We start from the raw sequence: 24,657 nt of genomic DNA on the forward strand, positions 1-24,657 counted from the left end.
CCAAACTGAGCCGACATTTCGGACTGGGGTTCCCCCGTGGGTCTGGACACCCTGATTCTGGGCCTGCGGGTCTGGGGAGGAGTGTCTTTTGGTGACGCGGAGGAAGTCGAAGTTTCGGGAGGAGTTCAAGCGGGACGCGGTGGCGTTGGTGGCTGATTCGGGGCGCAGTGTGAATCACGTGGCCCGGGAGCTGGGACTCAACGCCGAGACGTTGCGGGTGTGGGTTAGAAAGGCCCGCATGGACACCGAGGAGCCCGATACGGGCCAGGAGCCGGGCGTGGTGCAACCCAGCGAGGCAGCGAAGGATGTGGAGCTCGCTGAGCTGCGGAAACGGGTGGCCGAGCTGGAAGAGGAACGCGAGATTCTGCGCACGGCAGCCGCGTATTTCGCCAAGGAGATGGGTCGATGACCCTCCGCTACCGGTTCATCTCCGCCCATTCCGGCCGGTGGGCCATCCAGCGGATCTGCACTGTCCTGGGACTCTGGCGGTCGGGCTATTATGCCTGGTTGAAGGCTGAATCGGCCCGGCAATCCAAGGTCGGTGAGGATGAGGCCTTGGTGGCGGAGATCCGCGAGATCCACCACCAACACCACGGCGCTTACGGGGCGCCGAGGATCACGATGGAACTGCGCTCGCGGGGCCGGCTGGTCAACCACAAACGGGTGGAACGGTTGATGGCCGAGCACGGCATCGTGGGCCGTCACCAGCGGAAATACCAGCGCACCACCCGGCCCGACGCTCAAGCGGCCCCGGCACCGGATTTGGTGGGCCGGGAATTCACCGCCACCCGGCTGGATGAGAAGTGGTGCGGCGACATCACTTACCTGCCGTTGGGGCGCGGGTATCTGTATTTGGCCACGGTGATCGACATGTCCTCGCGCAGGCTCGTGGGCTGGTCACTGGCCGATCACATGACCGCCGGGCTGGTCTGCGACGCACTCGAATCCGCCATCGCTACCCGAGGTGGGCGGGTCGACGGGGTGGTGTTCCACAGCGACCGCGGCCGGCAATACACCAGCGCCGAATTCGGACATCTCTGCGACCAACACGGCATCCAACGGTCGATGGGCAGGGTCGGATCCAGCTACGACAACGCCCTGGCCGAATCGTTCTTCGCGACCCTCAAACGCGAACTACTCGCCCCCGGCCGATCGTTCTGGCGCACCGAAACCCAAGCACGACAAGACATATTCCGGTGGATCGCCTACTACAACCACCACCGCAGACACTCCGCCCTCGGCCACCACAGCCCCATCCACCACGAACAACACACCACGACCACTACAGTCGATCTACACGCCGCATAAAAACCCGGTGTCCACCCCCACGGGGGAACCCCAGGACATGATCATGGCTCGGTTATGACTAAAACTGGGAACTGGTGAGGTCACTCAGCGCGGGAGGGTGAGGTCGATGGGGGTGGACTCCTCGACCGAGCGGCTGACGGTGCAGTACTTCTCGATGGCGCGCTGGACCGCGTTCATCAGCTTGTCGCGGTCTTCGACGCCCTCGAGGTCGGCTTCCAGCGAGACCTGGATCTCGGCGAACTTGTGCTCGTCCTCGGGAGTCTTGGTGCGGTCGGCGCGCGCGACGAGCTCGCCGTCCTCACCGATGCGCCGGACGAAGAGGTTCTCGCTGGTCACCGCCGAGCACGCGGCGACGGCGGCCAGCAGCAGCTCGCCGGGGGTGAACGCGCCGGGAGCTCCGTCGCGACCGACGGCGACCTCGGCACCGCGCGAGTTGGTCGCGGTGAACGTGTGCTCGCCGGTGCGGGTCACTTCGACCGGAGTGGAGGACATTCGAACCACCTGTCGTCGGATCTCTGGGCCGCCCAACCCTCATCGACCGGGCGCGCTGCGGTCAACCGGGCCGCACCCGGCGTTGTTCCACCTGAGACGACGGTCTCAGTCCTCGCCGATGTCCTCGTTCCACAGCCGCGGATGCGCGGCGATGAAATCGGCCATCATCCGGGTGCAGCCCGGATCGTCGAGCACGACCACGTCGACTCCGTGCTCGACGAGCCAGTCGTGCCCGCCGTGGAAGTTGCGGGCCTCACCGATGACGACCCGGCCGATGCCGAACTGCCTGATCAGGCCGCTGCAGTACCAGCAGGGCGAGAGCGTGGTGACCATCGTGGTGCCGCCGTAGGAGCGCTGCCTGCCCGCGTTGCGGAAGGCGGCGGTCTCGCCGTGCACCGACGGGTCGTCGTCCTGCACCCGCCGGTTGTGGCCGCGCCCCAGCACTTCCCCGCCGGGGCCGAGGAGCGCGGCACCGATGGGGATACCACCGGAAGCCAGGCCGGTCTCGGCCTCCTCGACGGCGACCTTCAACCACTCCCGGTAGTCCACTTCGGACATCCCTTCGTCAGACCCGGAACAGGGCGCAGAACATCGCGTCGGTGCCGTGCTTGTGCGGCCAGAGCTGGACGCCGGGACCGTCGCCGAGGTCGGGCACGTCCGGGAAGTGCTCGCGGGCGTCGAGCTGGGTGACGCCGGTGCGGCGCACGACGTCGGCCACCACGCCTTCGGTCTCGGGCAGGTGCGGCGAGCACACGACGTAGCCGACGATGCCGCCTGGCCGGGTGAGCCGGATCGCCGAGGTGAGCAGTTCGCGCTGCAGCTTGGTCAGCTCGCCGACATCGCCGGGCTGACGCCGCCAGCGCGCCTCCGGGCGGCGCCGCAGCGCGCCGAGCCCGGTGCACGGGGCGTCCACGAGCACGCGGTCGAAGCCGGGTTCCAGCCCGGGGTCGCGGCCGTCGCTGGTGTGCACGGCGACCGACAGGCCCTCGGTGGCCTTGCGCACGAGCTCGGCTCGGTGCTGGGCCGGTTCCACGGCGTCCAGCGTGCCGCCGTCGAGGGTGACCAGCGCTCCGAGCAGCCCGGCCTTCCCGCCGGGTCCGGCGCACAGGTCGAGCCAGCGCAGGTCCGAACCGTCGACCTCGGGTCGGGTGACCGCGAGGCTCACGAGCTGGCTGCCCTCGTCCTGGACGACGGCGAAGCCCTCCTGCACCGGTTCCAGGTCGCCCGGGTCGCCGGCGCCGGATTCGAGCCGCACCCCGTAGGGCGAGTAGGGCGCCGGGTCACCGCCGGTGATGGCGGCGAGCTCGTCGGAGCTGATCTCGCCGGGCCGAGCGGTCAGGTGCACCGCTGGGCGGGAGTCGTCGGCGGCCAGCGCTTCTTCGAGCTCGTCGAGCCCGAGGGCGTCGGCGAAGGCCTGCGCGATCCACTTCGGATGGGCGTGCTTGGTCGCCAGGTAGCCGATGGGGTCCTTGGAGCGGTCCGGCGCGAGCTTGTCGACCCACTCCTGCTCATCGAGCTCCACGGCACGCCGCAGCACGGCGTTGGCGAAACCGGAGAGCTTCGAACCGTTCTCGAACCGAACGATGTCCACAGTGGAGGCGACAGCGGCGTGCGCGGGAATCCGGGTGCGCAGGATCTGGTACACCCCGACGCGCAGCGCGTCCAGCAGCTTCGGGTCCATCTCGGACAGCGGGCGGCTGCTGCACTCGCCGATCACCGAGTCGAGCAGGCCCTTCGCCCGGCAGGCGCCGTAGGTGAGCTCGGTGGCCAGCGCCGCGTCGCGGCCGGACAAGCGGCGCTGCTTGAGCAGCGGCGGCAGCGCCAGGTTCGCGTAGGCGTCGCGCTCGCGGACCGCGCGCAGCGTCTCGACCGCCACCAGCCGCACAGGGTCGACGTCGACCGGTCGCGGGTTGGCCTTGCGCTGCGGCGGTCGGGCCTTCGACGGGCGGGAGGGCCGTCGGCGGCGTTCGTTCACTGGAGCTTTTCTCCTTGCTCGATGCGTGTTCCGCGGGCCCAGTCGGTGGCGGCCATGCGCTTCTTGCCCGCCGCCTGCACGTCGCTGAGCGCGACCGCGGTCGTGCCGGTGCCCACCAGCACCCGCCGCTTCTCGGCCCTGATCTCGCCGGGCGGCAGCTTCTCGTCGGTGAGGGTCACGGGGCCGAGCTTGAAGCGGTCCTCGCCCAGCAGCGCCCACGCCCCGGGCTCCGGGGTGACGGCGCGGACGAGCCGGTCGACCGCCGCGGCGGGTGCGGTGAAGTCGACCTTGGCGTCGTCGACGGTGACCTTCGGCGCGTAGCTGACGCCGTCGGTGGGCTGTTCCTCGGCGCGGACGCTGCCGTCCTCGATGCCGTCGAGCGTGGCCGCCAGCAGCCCGGCACCCGAGATCGAGAGCCGTTCCAGCAGCTCGCCGGAGGTGTCGGTGGAGCGGATCTGCTCGGTGACGACGCCGAAGACGGGACCGGCGTCGAGTTCGCGGACGATGCGGAAGGTGCTGGCACCGGTGATCTCGTCGCCGTGCCGGATCGCGGACTGCACGGGCGCGGCGCCGCGCCACGCGGGCAGCAGCGAGAAGTGCAGGTTGACCCAGCCGTGCTCGGGGATGGACAGCGCTTCCTCGCGCAGCAGCGCGCCGTAGGCGACGACCGGGCAGCAGTCGGGGCCGATCTCGCGCAGCCGCGCCAGGAACTCCGGTTCGGAGGCCTTGGCGGGCGTGAGCACCTCGATGCCGTGCTCGTCGGCGAGCGCGCCGACGGGTGAGCGCACGAGCTTGCGGCCGCGACCCGCGGGCGCGTCGGGGCGGGTGACGACGGCGGCGACCTCGTGCCGGTCGGAGTCGATCAGCGCTCGCAGAGCGGGGACCGCGGGCGCCGGGGTTCCGGCGAAGACCACGCGCATCGTCAGTGCCCTCCGAACAGCGGGTGCGGGTTCTGCTTCATGACCGGGACGGCGCCGTCGAACCAGGAGGCCTGGCGGATCTCCCGCATCGCGGCCTTGCGGGTCTCCTCGTCGAGCCGGTCGAGGAACAGCACGCCGTCGAGGTGGTCGCTCTCGTGCTGGACGCAGCGCGCCAGCAGGTCGGTGCCCTCGACCTCGACAGGTTCTCCGTGCAGGTTCCAGCCGCGGGCGACCACGTGCTTGTGGCGGAAGCAGTCCCAGGACATGCCGGGGATGGACAGGCAGCCCTCCTCGCCGAGCTGCCCCTCGTCGCCGACGGCGGTCCAGGTGGGGTTGATGAGGTGCCCGGCGAAGCCGTCGCAGTGGTAGGTGAACACGCGCAGGCTCACACCCAGCTGCGGCGCAGCGAGCCCTGCTCCGCCCTGGTCCTCCATCGTGTCCCAGAGGTCCTTGACGAGGGTGCGCAGCTCCTTGTCGAAGTCGACCACCTCGTCGGCCTTGGTGCGCAGGACGGGGTCGCCGAAGAGTCTGATCGGCTGGACGGTCACCTGGTCTCCCTGAAACGTCGACTACGACCCGACGAGTCTAGTCGTCGCACCCGGCATCCCGCCCCGACCCACCGCGCCGGCCTCGCCGCGGCGCGTCCCGTTCCGGATTTCGCGCGAGGTTCGGCCGCTCCCCGCGCTCGGCGCGTAGTGCCTGGTCGCGATGTTCCCGTCAGGGCGCGGGGACGACGACTCCGGCCGCACCGCCGCCTCGGCGCTGCGGTTCCGCCGCGGCGAGCCAGCGTCCGTCGGGCAGGAGCTCGACGCCGGTGGCGGCGCCGATCTCGTCGGTGGGCTCGAACCGGTGCCCGAGCGCTTCGAGCTTCGCCGCCTCGGGCTGAGCGAGAAAAGCCGGTTCGGCGTCGGTGGTGGCGCTGTTGCGCTGCGAGGCGCGAGGTTCGGCGATCGCGTCGACCAGCGACAGCCCCCGGTCCAGCCGCCCGGTGAGCGTCTGCAGCACGGTGGTGATGATCGTCGCCCCGCCGGGACTTCCCAGCGCGAGCACGGGCTTGCCGTCGCGCAGCACGATCGTCGGGCTCATGGAGCTGCGCGGCCGCTTGGACGGTCCGGGCAGGTTCGGGTCCGGCTCGCCGGGGGTGACCGGGGTGAAGTTGAAGTCGGTGAGCTCGTTGTTGAGCAGGAATCCGCGCCCCGGCACGACGATCCCGCTGCCGCCGGTCTGCTCGATGGTCAGCGTGTAGGAGACGACGTCGCCGCTGGCGTCGGCGACGGTCAGGTGCGTGGTGTTGGGGCCCTCGTAGGGCTCGCGGCCACCGCGTCCGCCCGCGCAGTCCTGCGGAGTCGTGGGGTCGCCGGCCTCGACCGGAGCGGGCAGTGCGGCGTCGTCGCTGATCAGGCACTCGCGGGAGGCTGCGAACTCGTCGCTGAGCAGTCCTTCGGTGGGCACGTCGGAGAACGCAGGGTCGCCCACCCACCGGTTGCGGTCGGCGAACCCGAGCTTGCTGGCTTCCAGGTACCGGTGCAGGTAGCCGGCCTCGTCGGCGGCGGCGAGATCACCGCGCTCGAGGATGTTGAGCGCTTCGCCGACGGTGGTGCCGCCGGAGCCGGAGGGCGCCATGCCGTAGACGTCGAGGCCCCGGTAGCCGGAGCGGGTCGGGTCCTGGTCGAGGGCCCGGTAGTCCTGCAGGTCCGATGCGGTCATGGCGCCGGGCCGGACGTGGCGCCCGGCGGCCGGGTCGACGGGCGGGTGGTTGACGGTGGAGACGACGTCGGCGCCGATGTCACCGGAGTACAGCGCTCGCACGCCGTCGGTGCCGAGCTGCCGGTAGGTCCGGGCGAGGTCCGGGTTGCGGTGGACTCTGCCGACCTCGGGCGGCTGCCCGCCGGGAAGGAAGAGGTCGCGGGTGGCGGGGAAGGCGCTGAAGCGGTCCTGGTTGTCGGCGGTCTGCGAGCGGAAGGTCTCGTCGACGACGAACCCGTCGCGCGCCAACTCCTCGGCCGGCCGCAGGACTTCACCGAGGTCCTCGCGACCCCATCGGTCCAGGGCGCGCTGCCAGGTCAGCGGCGTGCCGGGGACACCGACGCCGAGCCCGCTGGTCACGGCCTGGTCGAAGGGGATCGGCTGCCCGTTCTCCAGGAACAGGTCTTCGCGCGCGGAGGCGGGCGCGGTCTCGCGGCCGTCGATCGTCTCGACCTCGCCGGTCGCGGAGTCGTAGTGCACGAAGTACCCGCCACCACCGATGCCCGCGGAGTAGGGCTCGGTGACTCCCAGCGCCGCGGCGGTGGCCACGGCCGCGTCGGCGGCGGTGCCTCCGCGGCGCAGGACCTCAAGACCGGCCTCGGTGGCATCGGGGTCGACGCTGGAGACGGCGCCGCCGAAACCGACGGCCTCGGCCTGCTTGGGAGGTTTGGCAGGAGCCGCCTGCGCCACCGGTGCCACCAGCGCGCACACCCCGAGCACGCTCAACCCGACCCGAACGCTCGACCGCATCGTCTCCGAACCTCCTGCGTCTTCTGCTGTTGGAGCAGGCCGCTGAACCGCGCGCCGCCCATGCATGGGGATACATCACCGGCGGCCTCAAGATCCAGACCTCGGCGGCGATTCCAGTGCAGTTTCCAGCACGCGTGGCGAACGGACCGGTCGACTCCCCCGACGAGGCGAACGCCCCGCCGCGTTCTGGTCGCGCATCGGACGGGTCGGCGACCGACGCGTCTGAACGGAGCTTCATTCCGACACTGCTCACCGGACGAATTGCGATCGCTCCATGATGGTTTCGCGCCATCCCGGCGTGCTGAAACGACGTGACGGAGCCCAGCGATGGAACCTTCCACCTGCCCGTACCCGCTCGATCCCACCGGACGCGAATTGCACGCGGAGGCAGCGCGGCTCAGCGCGCGAGGCCCGACGACCCGGGTGTCGCTGCCCGGCGACGTCGAGGCGTGGTTGGTCACCGATCCGGTGGTGCTCCGCTCCCTGTTCGCCGACACCCGCGTGTCCAAGGATCCGCACCGGCACTGGCCCGGATATCGCGATCTGCCCGCGGACTGGCCGCTGCACACCTGGGTCTCGATGCGGAACATGTTCAACTCGCACGGTGCCGATCACCGCAGGCTCCGCGCGCTGATCGCGCCTGCGTTCACCGCCCGCCGCATCCGCGACCTGCGTCCGCACATCGAGTCGATCACCGCCGGCCTGCTCGACGAGGTCGCTTCCGCGCCACCAGGGGTCGCGGTCGACCTGCGCGCGCACTTCGCGAACCCGCTGCCCGTCGCGGTGATCAGCTCGCTGCTCGGCATCACCGGCCGCGACGCCCTAGACGAGATGCGCGGGCTCGTGGAGCTGTTCTTCAGCACCACCACGACCCCGGAGCAGATGGTGACCGGGATGGAGACGCTGTACCGGCTGTTCGGCGAGCACGTCGCGGCGCGGCGGCGGAATCCGGCCGATGACCTGACCAGCGATCTGCTGGCGATGCGGGACGAGGACGGCACGCGCCTGTCGGACGGCGAGCTGACCGACACCCTGATGCTGATGTTCTCGGCAGGTCACGAGACGACCGTGAACCTGATCGGGCACGCCATCGCCGAGCTGCTCACCGAGCCCAGGCACCTCGCCTCGCTCCGGGCTGGCGAGGTGAGCTGGGAGGACGTCGTGGAGGAGGCGTTGCGCTGGCAGGCGCCACTGGCGAACCTGCCACTGCGCTTCGCCGTCGAGGACATCGCGATCCCGGGCGGCGACACGATACGAGCGGGCGAGCCGATCGTGGCCGGCCTGCTCGCGGCCAACCGGCACCCCGCGCACTACCCCGACGGCGATCTCTTCGACCCGGCCCGCGCCGACACCGCGCACCTCAGCTTCGGCCACGGCGTGCACTTCTGCGTCGGCTCCCAGCTCGCCCGCCTGGAAGCCGGCATCGCGCTGTCCGCGCTGTTCGACCGCTTCCCCCGGCTGACCGCGGCGTTCGGCGAACTGCGGCAGCGACCGTCGTTCATCTCCAACGGCCACGTCGACCTGTTCGCGATCCCCACCCCGGCCGAGGCCTGAGAGCGGGACGGGCCGTCCGTCCACCAGGACGAACGGCCCGTCCCGCTCTCAGCCCGTCGGTGTCAGGGCCGCGTCGTGGTAGCGGCAGTTCGGCGCCCACAGCAGGAACGAGTTCATGCCGTTGCTGCGGGAGGCGTCGATCTGCGCGGCGACCTCGGCCGGACCGTAGGACGCTCCGAGGCTGAAGTCCTGCAGCCACGGGATGATCTGCACGTCCGTGCCCTCGACGACCTTCGCGAACTCGGCCAGCGACCGCTGCACGATGTCGAAGGGCTGGGTGTTGGGGTTGGCGACCCCGAACTCGCCCTCCGCCCAGTGCGACGGGTAGACCATCGGCGCGATGTAGTCGACGTACTGCGACATCTGCCGGATGTCCTGGGCGATCTCGGTCGGCCGGTCGACGGCGATGCCGAAGACCGAGGCACCCAGCAGGGCTCCGCGCGAACGCACCTCGGTCTGGGTCTGGCGCAGGAAGTCGGCGATGGCCGTCTCCGGAGTGCCGACCAGGTTCGGGATGCGCATCTGATCCATGTGACCGTCCGGCCGGCGCACGTAGTCGTAGAGCACGTCGTCGAACCCGAGCTGGGCGGCTTCGGCGGCGATGTCGACGTTGTACTGGCGCACGGCCGGGTCCGCGAAGTTGGTGAAGGCGAACTCCCCGTAACCGCTGGACCAGGGCGAACCACCGGAGGTCTGCACGACCCGCTCGGGGTGACCGCTGTTCCAGGAGGCCGCGCCGAGGATCGGGTCCTTGAACGCGACGAGCCTGCCAACGACCCGCACGCCCATGCCGTGCAACTGGTCGAGGGCCTCCCGGGCGTTGTAGTAGCCCTTGACCGCGCCGATCTGGTGCGCGGTCGGGACGGCCGAGTCGTAGACGACCTCGCCGCTCTCGTCCTTGAGGTCGAGCTCGACGGTGTCGATCTTGCCCTGCCGCGCCATCTCCAGGATCGGCTCGCGCAGCGAGTCGCTGGTCCAGGCCATGCCGGTGACGTGCACCGCCCGCATGCCCGGGTGCTTGATGTGGACGGTCATGACCCGTTCGGCCCTGTTGCCCGCGGCATCGGTGGCCACGACCTTGACGTCGCGGTCCGGCTTGTCGACCACGAGGCTGAAGGAACCCTGCGGGTCGGTCTTGACCTGCTTGCCGGCGACCTCGACGCGCTCGGCACCGTGGGCCTTGCCGTTGACGGTGACCGGGCGATTCGGCCCGTCCGGTCGCAGCGAGTCATCGACCTGGAGCTCCGGTGGCGTGTTGTCCACAGTGAACTCGTGACTCGTGGTGTCTGAACCGAGCCAGGAGATGCTGCGCGGTGCGTCGACGACCAACTCGTGCTTGCCCTCCGGAAGACCGGCGGATCCCACGGTCAAACCGCCTGGCACCTGCCGCGCGGCGACTTCCCTTCCGTCAACCGAGATCTTGGCGTTGTTCACGCCCTGAATACCCACCTCGGCATCGGTGTTCACCGGCTGAGCCAAACCAGTGATCTTCACGTCCTCAGTGGACAGTGCGCGTAACAGTAGGAAACCGAGGAGCAGGACCAGTGCGGTACCCACTCCGATTGCGACATATTTGGGCATTCCGCCGCTGATGGCCTTGATGCGGGCGCGCGCTGAAGCAGCATCCGACATCGGTTTCGCCTCCCCGACTTAGGCGAACTCGCGCGGTGCACGAATTTCCTTGCTGGACAATTGGGTTCCGGCCACTACCGCGCGGCCGGAAAACCACTGTCGCAGTCGGAACGGGCTAGATCAATTGGCCAGTTGGAGTATCCCGGTATCGGAACCGGATCTATACCGTTGGTTCCGATGTTGTCCTTGAGAACCACGGTTCGCACTGCGGCGCTCGCGACGTTGTTCGCAGTCGCCGCTTGCAGCGCACCCAACGCGACCACCCTTCCGCCGCCTGCTGCTCCAGCACCGCCACCCGCTCCCCCGCCGCCACCGGACCCGGCCGCGGTCGGGGCCAACGAGCTCGGGGACGTTCCGGTGCTGATGTACCACCGCATCACGCCCACTCCGAGCAGCGTTTACGACCGCACCCCTGGCGATTTCCGCGCCGAGCTGGAAAGGCTCGTCCACGAGGATTACGTTCCGGTGACGGCCACCGAGTACGCCTCGGGGAAGATCGACATCCCGGCGGGCAAGCACCCCGTCGTGCTGACCTTCGACGACGGATCCACGTCTCAGTTCACAGTGGACCCTGCGGGCAACCCGGCTCCGGAGTCCGCCGTCGGGATCCTGCTCTCCGTCGCGCAGGCCAACCCGGGCTTCCGGCCAGTGGCAACGATGTACGTGTTCAACCCGCCGTTCGAGGAGCCCACCGGACGGCGGAGTCTCACCTGGTTGCACGACAACGGTTTCGAGATCGGCAACCACACCGTGAACCACCCGAACCTCGGCAAGGTCTCCTCCGCGGAGGCGCAGCAGGAGATCGCCGGGATGCAGCGCGTGATCACCGATGCGGTGCCGGGACTGCGGGTCGACTCGATCGCGCTGCCGCTGGGCATGCATCCCGACGAGGAGCCGTTGGCCGCCGACGGTTCGGCGGACGGGGTCACCTACCACCACACGAGCGTGATGCTGGTGGGCTCGAACCCGGCTCCGTCGCCGTTCACCACCGACTTCGATCCGACGAACATCCCGCGCATCCGCTCGCAGGGACCGGCAGGCGAGGACGCCGGTTACGGCTCGACGGCGTGGCTGGACAAGCTGGCCGCCGCTCCGGAATCGCGCTACACCTCCGACGGCGACCCGGCGAAGACCTCCGCACCCAATTCCGTCACCACGCAGCCGTCCCCCAACGCACCCGCACTGCACCGCTACTGACCCCCGAGCAGGCCGTCGGGTGGTGTGGGTGGGGTGGGGAAGTTTTCATGAAAACTTCCCCACCCCACCCACACCACAAACCGAGAAGAAACAGAGGCGCGAAACCCCGCACGGACGCTCCGCACGGGGCGCCCGATGAGGCCGGTCCCAGTTTTAGTCCAAACTGAGCCGACATTTCGGGCATGATCATGGCTCGGTTTGGACTAAAACTGGGGCCGGGCGAGCACCACCCCTGACGGGCCTCTGCCTCAGTCGGCCGCGGAGGTTGCCCGTTAGTGGAGATTTTTGCGGTTCCGCATGCGGATCGTGACCACGACGTTGCCCGCGTTGGTATGAACGTGTCACATGTGTTGACACGGCCGCGAATACCCACCACGCAGGGTTGCTGAGCTGTTAGCGTCCGCGGGTCATCATCGCTGCTGAAACCGGAGGGGGGTTTCCGCTGGTGACGTCTCAGGACGCCGAAACTCATCACCGGACCATCAAGAGGCGGCTCTCGCGCGCGCTCACGCTGCCGATCGCGCTGCTGTCGGTGGTGCTGCTGTCGTCGACGGTCCCGCAAGGCGTCGAGTCCTTCGTCGTCTGGCGCATCGGGGTCGCGGCCCAGGAGGCCGGAACCTCGGCGATGCGGACCTTCGCGGCGCTGCAGAACGAACGCGACCTCTCGGTGCGCGACGGGGTCCCGCCCGCGCAGTTGGCCAACGCGCGCGCCACGACCGACCGCGACGTCGCCGAGCTCAACAGCACGCTGGAATCGCTGGTCGGCTACGCGCCCGGGCCGATCGCGGAGAAGACCGCGGATCTGCAGCGCCGGGTGGGGGAACTGCCGCAGCGTCGCTTGCTCGCGGACGGTCCGCTCAACCGCCGCGCCACCGTCGACTACTTCAACTCGGTCATCGACTCCGGCATCGAGCTCTTCGACACCCAGTCCCGGCTGGCCCACGACATCCAGGTCACCCAGGACGGGATCACCGCGACCGAGCTGCTGCGCGCCTCCGATCTGATGCGACGCGCGGCGATGATCGGCGGCTCCGCCGTGGACTCGGGCCGCTTCGAGGTCGGCGAGCACCACGCGTTCGCCGAGCGCGTGTTCACCTACCGCAGCCGGATTCGCACCGAGAGCGCGCACGCCGCCCCTCAGGTCCGCGCCCAGTACGACGAGCTGACCCGATCGGCGGCGTGGCAGCGGCTCACCACAGCCGAGGATCAGCTGATCGCGGCGGGCGCGCCCGGCGTGCAGGCGATGTCTCCGGAGCAGCAGCGCTCCTGGCGCGCCGACACCGAGGCCGTGGGCCGGGAGCTCAACGCGCTGTCGATGACCCAGTCCGATCACGCGATCACGCTGGGCATGACCAAGAGTTACTCGAAGTTCGTCTGGACGATCCTGGTCGTGCTGGTCGCGGTCGCCGTGGTGGGCGTCTGCTGGTGGTACTCGCGGCGCAACATCCGCCTCGCCGAGCAGGTCCTGCAACGCCTGGCCGGGCTGCGCGACGCGGTGCTGCACCGCACCAACGACCTGCTGCCGCCGATCCTGCAGCGGGCCAGGAACGGCAAGCGGGTCGACGCCGAGGCCGACCTCGGCAAGCTGGACTTCGGCCGCGACGAGATCGGCCAGGTCGCCGATGCGATGGAGGTCTCTCAGCGGGCGACCATCGACGCCACGATCAACGAGGCCGCGACGCACGCCGCGTTCCGCAGCGCCATCGCCGCGATCGCGAGCGGGCAGCAGACCCTCGTCCAGCAGGCGATGGTGCTGGTCGACGCCGCCGAGCACGACGAGCAGGACCCGGCGAAGCTGCGGCGGTTGCTCCAGGTCGACAGCACGGTGACCCGGTTGCGGCGCAAGATCGAGAACCTGCGGGTGCTGGCCGGCGACCGCCCGGGTCGCCGCTGGCGCGATCCGGTGCCGCTGAGCAAGGTCGTCCAGTCGGCGATCGGCGAGACCGAGCACTACACCAGGATCAACGTCCGCGCGGTGCCTCCGGTGGCGGTGAAGGGCCCGGCGGTCACCGACACGATCCGGGTGCTGGCGGAGCTGATGGACAACGCGACCCGGTTCTCCCCGCCGGACTCGTCGGTCCTGGTCCTGGTCGAGCCCACCGACGACGGCCGCGTGCGGGTGGACGTCGAGGATCGGGGCCTGGGCATGAAGGACGCCGACCGCGAGCGGATCAACGGAACTCTGTCCGCCCCACCGGATTTCACCGCGACCTCGGTGCAGGACGACGTCCGGCTCGGCCTCGTGGTGGTCAGCCGCCTCGCGCAGCGGCGCGGCATCGCCGTCAGCCTGCACCCCGGCGAGAGCTCGGGAACGCGCGCCTCGGTGGTGCTGCCGGGCGACATCATCTCCGGCCAGGTGTCCGCGAAGCGCGAGCGCAGCGGTGAGGCGACGATCCGGATGCACCGCAGGCCCCACAGCACGTCGTCGGCAGGCGAGCCAGATGTGGCCGGCGGCCTGCCGCAGCGCAAGCGCGGCACGACCCTCGCGCGGCTCAAGTCGGGACCGGAAACGCAGGCCGAATCCGGTTCCGGGACAACGACTTCCGACGAGGTCAAGCGCCGGTCGGGGGCGGTGTCGTTCATGAACGAGATCCAGCGAGCCCGTTCTCAACAGGAGGGACGTTCGTGACCCGCGACGATCTGAACTGGTTGCTCGACGATTTCCACCGCCAGGTCTCCGACGTCAGAGGCCTGGTCCTGTTCTCCTCCGACGGCCTGCCGACCGCGTTCTCGGGAATGCCGGAGAGCGAGGCCGACGCGCTGGCCGCGCTGGGCGCTTCGATCAACAGCATGGTGGCGAGCGCGAGCGCGCACACCGGTTCCGGGGCCGTGCGGAGCACGCTCATCGAGAGCGAGGACGCGTTCCTGATGCTCGGGCAGGCGGCGGAGCGCACCGGGCTGCTGGTCGTCGTCTCGGCGAACGCGGATCTGGAGCTGGTCGCCGCGGAGCTCGAGCAGCTGCTCGAGCGGGTCGGTTCGCACCTGGCCACCCCGGCACGGCGGTGATGGCATGACCGAGTGGAACGATGACGAACCCGGGCCGCTGGTGCGGCCTTACGTGCACACCGGCGGCCGCACCGATGTCACCAGCGACGACCTGGACGTCTCCGCCCTGCTGCAGGCGACTCCCCGCGACTTCGCACCGGAGGGGTCGCTGAGCGCCACCACCGTTCGGGAGCTGTGCTCGAAACCGGTGTCGCTGGCAGAGATCGCCGCGGTGCTGGAGAGCCCGATCTCGGTGGCCCGCGTCCTGGTCTGCGATCTGGTCGAGCGCGGTGTACTGCGGGTGACGGCACCTCGCACCGACCGGCCTGATGTTTCTTTCATGGAGAGGCTGCGCAACGATGTCCGGAACCTTTGATCCGAGCACCGCTTCGGCGAAGATCGTGATCGCCGGGGCTTTCGGGGTCGGCAAGACCACGATGATCACGAAGCTCACCGACCGGGAGCCGCTGCGGACCGAGGAGATCCTCACCGAGGCGGGCGTCGGCATCGACGACCTGGCGGGAGTGCAGGAGAAGAAGACGACCACGGTCGCCTTGGACTTCGGGCGCCTGGACCTGCCCAGCGGACCGAAGCTCTACCTGTTCGGAACTCCGGGCCAGGACCGGTTCTGGCCGATGTGGGACAGCATCGCGCTGGGCGCGTTGGGCGCGATCGTCATCGTCGACACCGAGCGGCTGAACCAGTGCTTCGCCATCCTCGACTTCTTCGAGGACCGCGGAATCCCGTTCGTGATCGCGGTGAACGAGTTCGACGGCGCCCCGCGCCACGAACCGGAGACGGTCGCCGCCGCCCTGGACCTCGACCCGGAGATCCCGGTCCTCCCCTTCGACGCCCGCGACAAGTCCTCCACCAAGGAGGTCCTCGTCACCGTCCTGGACCGGGCCATCGAATACCGCACGGCCCAACCGGACCAGGCCCACGCCACCAACCTCTGATCCCGGGCACCGGGGCAGTTTTGGTCCGAACCGTCCACCCTCGGTGTCCGGTTCGTCCGGTCAGTTCAGACCACAACTGCCCAGTGCCCAGAACCTGCCTCCTCGGGTGGCTGCTCTGACCGGATGATCGGTTCTCAAAACGCCGCGCCTCCTTCCGCACCTCCGGTTCACTGATCAACCGTCGGGTTCCGCACAACGGTGAGGAGGCAGGTTGCGGAAAATCAGCGTCCGCGAGTACTTCCGTCGCGACGGGACCAGGGTCAGGGGACATACACGGCGTGGACCGAGCCGAACCACCAGCGCGGTGGTCGCGATCGCCCTCGGGGGTTCGATAGCGGTCGGCGGTGGGGGCACCGCAGCCTTTGAAGGAATCACTGCCCCGAAGCCGAAACCGCGTACAACGCAGTCCGCGAAGAGCCCGCTCGAAGTGGAATTTCGCGCCGTGGCACGCTGGAGGAGCCGCGGCTACCAAGTTGAGGTCAAGGAGCGCAGTCAGTTCGGTGACTGCGATGGGACTGCATACGGCAACGTGAAACGCTTCTTCGCAGCCCACCCCTGCCGTACTCTGCACCGATTCTTCGCCGACCTCCGCAAGCCCCGCAATGGCAGCGTGGTCGTGGCCGTCTCGACGGTCGACATGCCCAGCGTCGATTCGGCCAAGGAATACAAGAAGCTTGTGGACAAGCACGGCACAGGCAATGTCCTCGAACTCCCCAAGGAATTCCGCAAGTACCGCGGGGTGGAGTTCACGGGCCACCGCTACGACTCGTGGCGGGAAGACAATCTCGTCACCAACATCCAGGTCGAGCCCGTGGCTGGGAGCAAGTTGGGGTTCTTCACGATCACCGAGATCTTGAGCCTGGCGAGTTCGTGAGGTCAGCTCTGTGCTCGCCATTGGGATTTGGTGATGGCGTATTCGACGTCTCCGTGTTCGGAGCCTTCGATCTCGCCTTCCGGCCACTCGGCTAGGAAGGTGCGGACGTGGTGGAGACCGGCTCTCTCCATGACCCGGCGGGATCCGGTGTTGACGGTCATGGTCTGGGCCCACGCCCGGCTCAGGCCGAGCTCGGTGAAGCCCGCGCGGATGAGGGCCACCGCCCCCTCGGTGGCCAGGCCGCGGCCCCACGCCGAGCGGTGCAGCCGGTAACCGAGCTCGAAGTCGTCCACCGCGTCGACCGCCTCCGGCCGGAAGTTGAACAGGCCCAGGAAGCACCCGGTTTCGCGACCGATGGCCGCCCAGTTCCCCTGGCCGCCGAAGCGCTCGTAGGTCTGGAGGTACTTCGGCATGATCCCGTCCCGGACCTCCTCGATGCTCATCGGGCGCCCGCCGTTGATGTAGCGCATGACCTCGGGATCGTTGTTCAGGCGGAAGACCTCACCGGCGTCGGCCTCGGTGAGCTCGCGCAGCACCATCCGCTCGGTCTCCAGGAAGATCCGGTTCACTACAACATCTCCAGCGGGTCCAGGCGCACCTGGAGTTCGGTGGCCTTGCGGGCGGCGCGGATCGCTTGGGCGGCGTGCAGCGAGTCGGCGAGGGCCCGGCCCTCGGTGCGCTCGACCCTGACGATGAGGCGTTCTCGCTCGGAGCTGCCGTCCTCGTCGACCTCGCCGAGCGGGACGGGACCGAGGACTTCCGCGCTGGCGGGCAGGTCCGCGGAGTCCAGCAGCGCTTCGATCGCGTCCGGCGTGCCGTCGACGGCAGCGACCCGGCGAGCGGGCGGGAAGCCGAGTTCGGCGCGCTCGGCGAGCTCCTGCGCGGCGTACCACGACGGGTCCCACCGGACGAGCGCCTGCACCGGCTGCAGGGACGATTCGGCCATCACCACGACACGTCCGCCTTCGGAGCCGGGCCGGACGAGTGCGGCCGCGGAGAACCAGAGCCGCAGCGCCGTTTCGGAGGCGCGCAGCTCCGGCCTGCCGAGCAGCGTGCGCCCGTCGAGCAGCAGCGCTGCGCCGTACCCGCCGTCGGCGACGGGTTCGGCACCAGGCGTGCACACGATCAGGGCGGGTTTGGCCGGCACGTCGGCGAGGATCTCACCGGCGCCGGAGGTGCGCACCGGGAAGCCCGGGAAGGCGCGGCCGAGCTCTTCGGCCGTGCGCCCGGCGCCGACGGCGATCGCGCGCAACCGTCGGGAGCCGCACTGGGGGCACTTGAACGCCGCCTCGGCCGCGCCGCACCAGTTGCACGCGGCGGGTTTCGGCATGCCGTCCTCGGTCCCGCCCGGCAGTGCGAGCGGTCCCGCGCAGCGGCGGCAGCGGGCGCGCTCCCGGCAGTCTCCGCAGGCCAGCGCGGGCACGTATCCGCGACGCGGAACCTGGACGAGCACCGGGGCACCGATCTTGAGCGCGGCGCGGGCGGCCTCGAAGCCGACCGAGGGCAGCCTGGCGGCGCGAGCGGCGGGGTCGCGAGCCAGCTGCGTGTCGTCCTCGCCGATGGAGGTGACGCGCGGGGCCGCCGCCCGGACGTCGTTGCGGTGCGCGACGAGCTCGTGCGTCCAGCCCGATTCGACCAGCAGCGCGGCCTCGGCGGTGCGGGCGAAGCCGCCGACGATGAGCGCCGCGCCCGCGGTGTGGGCGCGCTGGGTGAGCACGTCGCGGGTGTGCGGGTAGGGCACCTGCGGATAGCTGTGCAGGTCGTCGCCGTCGTCCCACACGACGGCAAGGCCGAGGTCGCGCACCGGCGCGAACATGGCCGCGCGGGTGCCGATGACGACTCTCGCGGCGCCGCGCAGGGCGGCGAGCCAGTGCTTGTAGCGCTCGGCCGGGCCGCTGTCGGCGGTCAGCGTCACCACGTCGTCGCCGAGCAGTGCCGAGCACGCCCGGTGCAGGCGTTTCAGGTCGCGGTGGTCGGGCACCACGATGAGCGCGCCGCGCCCGGCCGAGGCCGTGGTCGCGGCGGCTTCGGCGAGCCGGGCGGGCCAGTCCTCACCCGGCAGCGCCTGCCACACCGCGCGGGCGGGACGACCGGCGTGCAGCGCGTCCAAGTAGGACTGACCGTGCTGATATCGCTGCCACGCGGTCGTTTCCGGGCGTTCCGGAGCGGGGAGCGGTTCGCTGCGCGCGGACTTCTCGGCGGCGGCGCTGCGCGGCGGGATCGCCAGCCGCAGGACGTCGGCGAGCATCCCGCCGTAGCGGTGGGCGACGGCCTGGGCTTGGGAGAGCATCTCCGGTGTGAGCACCGGCTCGGGCGAGGACACCCGTTCCAGCCAGGCGAGGTTGCCCTTGAAGTCGGTGGTCTCGTTGCGTTCGAGCAGGTAGCCGTCGACGAGCTTGCCCCGGAAGCGCACCCGCACCCGGCAGCCGGGTTGGGCGTCGGCGTCGAGCCGGTCGGGGACGCGGTAGTCGAACGGACGATCCAGGTGCACCGGGAGCGGGACGTCGACCATCACGCGCGCGACCGGGTTGTTCGCCGCCGCTGTGCGCTCGGTCTCCTCCCCTTTCCGCTTCCGGGGCTGTGCACCTGCCATGTCTCTTCTCTACCAGACGCCCCCGTCGTGACCTGGGCCCGGAGTCGACCGGCGAGTTGGGGCCGAGGTGGGATATGTGACAGCATTTTCCGGTGATTCACGTCGTCTTCTTCCACCCCGAGATTCCCGGCAACGCGGGGAACGCGATCCGGATGGCCGCCGGTTCCGGTGCCGCGCTGCACCTGATCGAGCCGCTGGGGTTCTCCGTGGAGGACGCGAAGCTGCGCCGCGCCGGGCTGGACTACCACGACCGCGCCGCACTGCACGTGCACCCGAGCCTGGAGGCGTGCTGGGAGGCGTTGCGCCCGGAGCGCATCATCGCCTTCACCGCGCGCACCGAGACCTCCTACACCGACGTGGACTACCGGCCCGGGGACGTGCTGCTGTTCGGGCCGGAATCCGTCGGGCTCCCGGATGAGCTCATCGAGGAGGCATCGCTGCGGGTGCGGATCCCGATGCTTCCCGGGATCCGCTCGATGAACCTCGCGAACTCGGCCGCGGTCGCCGTGTACGAGGCGTGGCGGCAGCAGGGCTTCAAGGCGCCGTGACGGGCTCCCGCCGACGCGTCCACGGCCAGGTGAGCAGCGCCCAGCCGGCCATGCCGACGACGAGCTCCACGGCCAGGTAGGTGGGCCAGCCACCCATCAGGTCCAGCAGCGACGGGTTCTCGGGCTTGCTGCTGACGAAGCCGTAGTTGGTGCCGGCGACCTCGTTGAACACCAACATCGCCAGGACCCACGAGATGGTGACAGCGACCGAGATCCAGTACCCGCGCCAGCTCGGCCGCATGCCGATTCCCCAGGTCAGGAAGGCCGCCGTCCAGATCACCAGCAGGTGCTGGCCCCAGAACTCGATGAAGTTGATGTCCGGGAAGTCGGGCGCGTCCAGGGCCGGGGTGATGATCGCTTGCGGGGTCAGCGTCAGGCCCCAGAAGTAGAGCAGCACGTAGGGCGTCGACCGTCGCGTCCACAGCGCCCGGGCCGCCACCACCCACGCGAGGTCGCAGAGGTGCAGCGGCAGCGACTCGGCGACGTCCCACTCCCCCGGCATCAACCGGAACACCAGCAGCGGAACGTTGAACCCCAGCACGACCAGCGCGAACACCCGGCACCACCGGTCAGCGGAGGCCTCGGCCAGTCCCCGCCCGAGCACGACGAGCACCACCGACCCGGCCACGATGAGCGCCATCAACGCCCAGTGCGACGCGCCGTAAGCCACGAACCGATCCGCAACCGGCCCCACCCATCAAGCGTCATCTCGACCCCCACCCCAGTCAAATCCCACGCGACCCGAGCCAGCACCCCGATCCGAACTCCGCGCGCCATTCGAATCCCCACCACACTCGGGCGCGTCCGCACGGTGCGAGTCGTCCGCGTCGCGTAGGAGGTCCCAGTTTTAGTCCAAACTGAGCCGACATTTCGGACATGATCATGGCTCGGTTTGGACTAAAACTGGGAGCGCTGCAGGTAGGAGCGTCGCGAGGGGGCGTGAGGTGTGGCGGGGAGCCCCCTCGGGGTTGCTGAACGTCTCCGCGGGTCATCTTTAGGGGGAATTCCGAGCTTCCTGGGCTGGGCCGTGCGAGAGCACGAGAAGTGCCCCGGAGTTCGACGCTCCGGGGCACCCCGATGGTGTGGCCGTCAGGCGCCGGCTGCTGCTTTGAGGGCTTCTGCTCGGGAGGTGGATTCCCAGGGGAGGTCGACGTCGGTGCGGCCGAAGTGGCCGTAGGCGGCGGTGGCCGAGTAGAGGGGGTGCAGCAGGTCGAGGTCGCGGATGATGGCGGCCGGGCGGAGGTCGAAAACCTCGTTGATGGCCTGCTGGATGCGGTCCGGCTCGACGGTCTCGGTACCGAAGGTCTCGATGAACAGACCGACCGGTGCCGCCTTGCCGATGGCGTAGGCGACCTGGACCTCGATGCGCTTGGCGAGTCCGGCGGCGACGACGTTCTTGGCGACCCAGCGCGTCGCGTAGGCGGCGGAGCGGTCGACCTTGGACGGGTCCTTGCCGGAGAAGGCGCCGCCGCCGTGGCGGGCCATGCCGCCGTAGGTGTCGACGATGATCTTGCGCCCGGTCAGTCCGGCGTCGCCCATCGGGCCGCCGACGACGAACCGGCCGGTGGGGTTGACCAGCAGGCGCGTGTGCGAGGTGTCGAGGGAGAGCTCGTCGATCTCGGGCTGCACGACGTGCTTGGTGATGTCGCCGACGAGCTGGCCGTCGAGGTCGATGTCCTCGGCGTGCTGGGTGGAGAGCACGACGGTGTCGAGCCGCACGGCCTTCTCGCCGTCGTACTCGATAGTGACCTGGGTCTTGCCGTCGGGCCGCAGGTAGGACAGCACGCCGTCCTTGCGGACGCGGGTGAGCCTGCGCGAGAGGCGGTGGGCCAGCGCGATGGGCAGCGGCATGAGCTCGGGCGTGTCGTCGCAGGCGTAGCCGAACATGAGGCCCTGGTCGCCCGCGCCCTGCTGGGCGATCTCGTCGATGACGCCTTCGACGCGCGTCTCGTGCGCGGTGTCGACGCCCTGGGCGATGTCCGGCGACTGGGAGCCGATGGCGATGTTGACGCCGCAGGAGTTGCCGTCGAAGCCCTTGGCCGAGGAGTCGTAGCCGATCTCGAGGATCTTCTCCCGCACGATGGCCGGGATGTCGGCGTAGGCGTCGGTGGTGACTTCGCCGGCCACGTGCACCTGCCCGGTGGTCACCAGGGTCTCGACGGCGACGCGGGAGCGCGGGTCCTGGGCGAGCAGTGCGTCGAGCACCGAGTCGCTGATCGCGTCGCAGATCTTGTCGGGATGCCCTTCGGTCACCGACTCACTGGTGAACAACCGCTGCTGACTCAACAACTCTCCTCGGGTGCTTCCGGCATTGATGCCGAAACACTACTGGTCGGAGAGCCGCCGGGAGACCGCGTCCCACAATGTGGACGCCAGGAGGGACTTGGCTCCGAAGGCGATGCGCTCCTCGGTTCCGTCGTCGCCGAGCAGCCAGCCGGAGTTGTCCTCGACCTCGAAGGCCATGCCGTCACCGACGGCGTTGACCACGAGCATGTCGCAGCCCTTGCGGGCGAGCTTGGCCCGGCCGTGGTCGAGCACGGACGAGGTGGCGTCACCGGTTTCAGCGGCGAACCCGACGATCAGCGATGCGCCGAGCTTCCCGGCCGCACGGGCGTCGACGATCTCGGCGAGGATGTCGGGATTGCTGGCCAGCTCAACGGGATCCGGGTTCCGGTCGGTCTTCTTGATCTTGTGCTCGACCCGGTTCACCGGCTTGAAGTCGGCGACCGCGGCGGCCATCACGACCGCGTCGGCGCCCTCGGACTCGCTGAGCATCACCGACCGCATCTCCTCGGCGGTCCCGACCCTGATCAGCCGCACGCCGGCAGGTGTGACCAGGTCAGCGGTGTGCGCGGCGACCAGCGTCACGTCGGCTCCGCGGTGCGCGGCGATGCGCGCCAGCGCGTACCCCTGGCGCCCGGACGAGCGGTTGCCCAGGTAGCGGACGGGGTCGAGCGATTCCCGCGTGCCACCGGCCGAGATGACCACCCGGCGGCCTTCCAGGTCCCACGGCAGCGCGGTGGCCGAGGTGAGCAGCAGGCGCGCCAGGTCCACGATCTCGGCCGGGTCGGGCAGCCGCCCCTTGCCGGTGTCCTTGCCGGTGAGCCGGCCGCTGTCGGGCTCAGACACGATCACGCCGCGACTGCGCAGCAGCGCCACGTTGTGCTGGGTCGCCGGGTGCTCCCACATCTCGGTGTGCATCGCGGGGATCATCAGCACCGGGCAGCGCGCGGTCAGCAGCGTGTTGGTGAGCAGGTCGGGCGCTTGCCCGGAGGCCGCTCGGGCCAGCAGGTCAGCGGTGGCGGGGGCGACGACCACGAGGTCGGCTTCCTGCCCGAGCCGCACGTGCGGCACCTCGTGCACGTCGGAGAACACGCCGGTGGTCACCGGGTGCCCGGACAGCGCCTCGAAGGTGGCAGCGCCGACGAAGTTCAGCGCGGCCTCGGTCGGCACGACGCGGACGTCGTGACCCGACTCGGTCAGCCGCCGCAGGACCTCGCACGCCTTGTAGGCGGCGATGCCACCGCTGACGCCGAGGACCACCCGCGAGCGGTCCTCGGTCGCTTCAGACGTCACTCGCCTTCGGTGTGCTCGAGCACGCCGGCGTGGATCTCGCGCAGCGCGATCGACAGCGGCTTCTCCCGCGGGCCCGGCTCGACGAGCGGGCCGACGTACTCCAGCAGGCCCTCGCCCAGCTGGGCGTAGTAGTCGCTGATCTGCCGCGCGCGCTTGGCCGAGTAGATGACCAGCGCGTACTTCGAGCTCACCTGCTCCAGCAGGTCGTCGATCGGCGGGTAGGTGATGCCCTCGACGGTGTTGGTCGACGGGCTGCTGTTGAGGGCAGCCAGCGCGCTCGGGGTGCTCACAGGTGTGGCTCCTGCTCAGTAGTAGTTCGCTCGGGAGGACGGGAGGTGACGCGCGGCCGAGACCTCTGCGGTCAGGTCTGGCGGGTCACTTCTCGTGGCCGAGTATCAATCGTACCAATTCGCTGGTCGCGGACTGCACATCGGCGTTCACGACGGTCTCGTCGAACTCCGGTTCGGCGGCCAGCTCCTCGCGCGCTGCGGCCAGTCGCTTCTCCACGACGTCGGCCGGCTCGGTGCCGCGGCCGGTGAGCCGGTCGACCAGCTCGTCCCAGGAGGGCGGCAGCAGCATCACCAGCTGCGCGTCCGGCCAGGCGGTGCGGACCTGGCGCGCGCCCTGGAGTTCGATCTCCAGCACGGCGGGCTTGCCCGAGTCGATCGCGTCCTGGACGGGCTTGCGAGGGGTCCCGTAGAAGTTGCCCGCGTAGCGGGCGTGTTCGAGCATCTCACCGTCGGTGATCATCCGCTCGAACTCCGCGACGGAGACGAAGTGGTAGTGCACTCCGTCGATCTCACCGGGACGAGGAGCCCTGGTGGTCGCGGACACGCTGAAGTGGACCTCCGGCACGTGCCTCCGCACTTCGCTGAGCACGCTGGACTTGCCGACGCCAGAGGGCCCGGAAACGACGGTGAGCCGAGGCTCGCCCTGACGGACGATCCTCGGCTCAGCGCCGGTTTTAGCGTCGATCACTCGCCGCTGAACTCGGTGAGCAGCGCCTTGCGCTGCCGCTCGCCCAGCCCGCGCAGCCTACGGCTGTTGGCGATCTCCAGCCGCTCCATGATCTGCTGCGCACGGACCTTGCCAACGCCGGGCAGGGCCTCGAGCAGGGCGGAGACCTTCATCTTGCCCAAGACCTCGTCGTTGTCGGCGGTCTCGAGGACCTCCGCCAGCGTGGTTCCGCCTCGCTTGAGGCGCTCCTTGAGCTCAGCTCGGGCGCGACGGGCGGCAGCCGCCTTTTCCAGAGCTGCTGCCCGCTGCTCCTCAGTCAGCTGGGGAAGGGCCACCATGTCCTCCGTGATGTGGGGTTTCTCTTGATCGGTGCGGGCGACGGTACCGAGTCCCGAAAGGCGGTTGCCCACGGGGGTCCCGGTTTTGTGGAGAGGGTCAGTCCGCTCCACCGCCCTGGCCCTTGAAGTTCTACCCGTACAAGGCGTGCACGAGCACGGGGCCGCTGCAAGTCCTATCAACAAAGCCGCTGAAGTGCACTAATCTCGGCAAAACTTATCGGAATGTGTCCGATTTCCGCACAGTTGAGCCACGTGA

The 24,657-nt window shown here is 69.7% G+C and carries 23 protein-coding genes and 1 pseudogene; 9 read left to right on the forward strand and 15 right to left on the reverse strand.

Annotation, left to right across the window (positions count from 1 at the left end; genetic code table 11):
• The first annotated feature begins 91 nt into the window (after window positions 1–91).
• Window positions 92–1,308, forward strand: a pseudogene (locus FHU35_RS04540) (IS3 family transposase).
• A gap of 84 nt (window positions 1,309–1,392) precedes the next feature.
• Here FHU35_RS04540 and FHU35_RS04545 read toward each other — a convergent pair.
• The 6 genes from FHU35_RS04545 to ggt all read right to left on the reverse strand — a co-directional run bounded on the left by FHU35_RS04545 (window position 1,393) and on the right by ggt (window position 7,191).
• On the reverse strand, window positions 1,393–1,800 hold the full coding sequence (locus FHU35_RS04545; protein WP_145737096.1) for an OsmC family protein: 408 nt from the start codon (window positions 1,798–1,800) through the stop codon (window positions 1,393–1,395).
• 105 nt (window positions 1,801–1,905) lie between these two features.
• Window positions 1,906–2,358 carry a nucleoside deaminase gene (locus FHU35_RS04550; RefSeq protein ID WP_145737097.1) on the reverse strand — a complete coding sequence of 151 codons (453 nt, stop codon included), beginning with the start codon at window positions 2,356–2,358 and terminating at the stop codon, window positions 1,906–1,908.
• Window positions 2,359–2,365: 7 nt separating this feature from the next.
• On the reverse strand, window positions 2,366–3,775 hold the full coding sequence (locus FHU35_RS04555) for an RsmB/NOP family class I SAM-dependent RNA methyltransferase (RefSeq protein ID WP_145737098.1): 1,410 nt from the start codon (window positions 3,773–3,775) through the stop codon (window positions 2,366–2,368).
• Complete coding sequence (fmt, locus tag FHU35_RS04560; protein WP_145737099.1) at window positions 3,772–4,695, reverse strand: methionyl-tRNA formyltransferase; 924 nt, start codon at window positions 4,693–4,695, stop codon at window positions 3,772–3,774. The genes FHU35_RS04555 and fmt overlap by 4 nt, the downstream gene beginning before the upstream one ends.
• Window positions 4,696–4,697: 2 nt before the next feature.
• Complete coding sequence (def, locus tag FHU35_RS04565) at window positions 4,698–5,243, reverse strand: peptide deformylase (protein WP_145737100.1); 546 nt, start codon at window positions 5,241–5,243, stop codon at window positions 4,698–4,700.
• A 169-nt stretch (window positions 5,244–5,412) separates the two neighbouring features.
• A complete protein-coding gene (gene ggt / locus FHU35_RS04570; protein WP_145737101.1) occupies window positions 5,413–7,191 on the reverse strand; it encodes a gamma-glutamyltransferase in 1,779 nt (592 codons plus the stop codon).
• Between the two features lie 327 nt (window positions 7,192–7,518).
• Between ggt and FHU35_RS04575 the strand changes: the two genes are divergently transcribed.
• Complete coding sequence (locus FHU35_RS04575; RefSeq protein WP_145737102.1) at window positions 7,519–8,745, forward strand: cytochrome P450 family protein; 1,227 nt, start codon at window positions 7,519–7,521, stop codon at window positions 8,743–8,745.
• A gap of 48 nt (window positions 8,746–8,793) precedes the next feature.
• Here FHU35_RS04575 and FHU35_RS04580 read toward each other — a convergent pair whose 3' ends face one another.
• The gene (locus FHU35_RS04580) at window positions 8,794–10,239 is read right to left on the reverse strand and encodes a putative glycoside hydrolase (RefSeq protein ID WP_246110066.1); all 1,446 of its coding nucleotides are present in this window, start codon (window positions 10,237–10,239) and stop codon (window positions 8,794–8,796) included.
• A 315-nt stretch (window positions 10,240–10,554) separates the two neighbouring features.
• Between FHU35_RS04580 and FHU35_RS04585 the strand changes: the two genes are divergently transcribed.
• From FHU35_RS04585 to FHU35_RS04610, 6 genes are all read left to right on the forward strand, one after another.
• Entirely contained in the window at window positions 10,555–11,574 is a 1,020-nt protein-coding gene (locus tag FHU35_RS04585; RefSeq protein ID WP_145737104.1) for a polysaccharide deacetylase family protein, read from the forward strand.
• A 445-nt stretch (window positions 11,575–12,019) separates the two neighbouring features.
• A complete protein-coding gene (locus FHU35_RS04590; protein WP_145737105.1) occupies window positions 12,020–14,203 on the forward strand; it encodes a sensor histidine kinase in 2,184 nt (727 codons plus the stop codon).
• Window positions 14,200–14,580, forward strand: coding sequence for a roadblock/LC7 domain-containing protein (locus tag FHU35_RS04595; RefSeq protein WP_186459251.1), 381 nt, complete (start codon window positions 14,200–14,202; stop codon window positions 14,578–14,580). Before FHU35_RS04590 ends, FHU35_RS04595 begins: the two co-directional genes overlap by 4 nt.
• 4 nt (window positions 14,581–14,584) lie before the next feature.
• On the forward strand, window positions 14,585–14,935 hold the full coding sequence (locus FHU35_RS04600; RefSeq protein ID WP_145737107.1) for a DUF742 domain-containing protein: 351 nt from the start codon (window positions 14,585–14,587) through the stop codon (window positions 14,933–14,935).
• Window positions 14,919–15,515 (forward strand): GTP-binding protein, encoded by a 597-nt coding sequence (locus tag FHU35_RS04605; protein WP_145737108.1) that lies wholly within the window; start codon window positions 14,919–14,921, stop codon window positions 15,513–15,515. Before FHU35_RS04600 ends, FHU35_RS04605 begins: the two co-directional genes overlap by 17 nt.
• Window positions 15,516–15,819: 304 nt before the next feature.
• Window positions 15,820–16,389 carry a hypothetical protein gene (locus tag FHU35_RS04610; protein ID WP_145737109.1) on the forward strand — a complete coding sequence of 190 codons (570 nt, stop codon included), beginning with the start codon at window positions 15,820–15,822 and terminating at the stop codon, window positions 16,387–16,389.
• Window positions 16,390–16,391: 2 nt separating this feature from the next.
• On the opposite strand, the gene FHU35_RS04615 is transcribed toward FHU35_RS04610, so the two are convergent.
• Window positions 16,392–16,958 carry a GNAT family N-acetyltransferase gene (locus FHU35_RS04615; protein WP_425474097.1) on the reverse strand — a complete coding sequence of 189 codons (567 nt, stop codon included), beginning with the start codon at window positions 16,956–16,958 and terminating at the stop codon, window positions 16,392–16,394.
• Complete coding sequence (locus tag FHU35_RS04620) at window positions 16,958–18,982, reverse strand: primosomal protein N' (RefSeq protein ID WP_145737110.1); 2,025 nt, start codon at window positions 18,980–18,982, stop codon at window positions 16,958–16,960. The genes FHU35_RS04615 and FHU35_RS04620 overlap by 1 nt, the downstream gene beginning before the upstream one ends.
• Window positions 18,983–19,074: 92 nt before the next feature.
• Between FHU35_RS04620 and FHU35_RS04625 the strand changes: the two genes are divergently transcribed.
• A complete protein-coding gene (locus FHU35_RS04625; RefSeq protein WP_145737111.1) occupies window positions 19,075–19,530 on the forward strand; it encodes a tRNA (cytidine(34)-2'-O)-methyltransferase in 456 nt (151 codons plus the stop codon).
• On the opposite strand, the gene FHU35_RS04630 is transcribed toward FHU35_RS04625, so the two are convergent.
• From FHU35_RS04630 to mihF, 6 genes are all read right to left on the reverse strand, one after another.
• Complete coding sequence (locus FHU35_RS04630) at window positions 19,517–20,200, reverse strand: YwaF family protein (protein ID WP_246110067.1); 684 nt, start codon at window positions 20,198–20,200, stop codon at window positions 19,517–19,519. The two genes, FHU35_RS04625 and FHU35_RS04630, sit on opposite strands and share 14 nt — an antisense overlap.
• Window positions 20,201–20,619: 419 nt before the next feature.
• Window positions 20,620–21,816 (reverse strand): methionine adenosyltransferase, encoded by a 1,197-nt coding sequence (gene metK / locus FHU35_RS04635; RefSeq protein WP_246110068.1) that lies wholly within the window; start codon window positions 21,814–21,816, stop codon window positions 20,620–20,622.
• Window positions 21,817–21,855: 39 nt separating this feature from the next.
• Window positions 21,856–23,106: a bifunctional phosphopantothenoylcysteine decarboxylase/phosphopantothenate--cysteine ligase CoaBC gene (gene coaBC, locus FHU35_RS04640; protein WP_145737113.1), complete on the reverse strand. Its 1,251-nt coding sequence runs from the start codon at window positions 23,104–23,106 to the stop codon at window positions 21,856–21,858.
• Window positions 23,103–23,396: a DNA-directed RNA polymerase subunit omega gene (rpoZ, locus tag FHU35_RS04645; protein ID WP_145737114.1), complete on the reverse strand. Its 294-nt coding sequence runs from the start codon at window positions 23,394–23,396 to the stop codon at window positions 23,103–23,105. The genes coaBC and rpoZ overlap by 4 nt, the downstream gene beginning before the upstream one ends.
• Window positions 23,397–23,481: 85 nt before the next feature.
• A complete protein-coding gene (gmk, locus tag FHU35_RS04650; RefSeq protein ID WP_145737115.1) occupies window positions 23,482–24,084 on the reverse strand; it encodes a guanylate kinase in 603 nt (200 codons plus the stop codon).
• Window positions 24,081–24,398, reverse strand: a complete 318-nt coding sequence (gene mihF, locus FHU35_RS04655; protein WP_093154362.1) for an integration host factor, actinobacterial type — start codon at window positions 24,396–24,398, stop codon at window positions 24,081–24,083. Before mihF ends, gmk begins: the two co-directional genes overlap by 4 nt.
• Window positions 24,399–24,657 lie beyond the last annotated feature (259 nt).

This window comes from Saccharopolyspora dendranthemae (assembly GCF_007829955.1).
Lineage (GTDB): Bacteria > Actinomycetota > Actinomycetes > Mycobacteriales > Pseudonocardiaceae > Saccharopolyspora > Saccharopolyspora dendranthemae.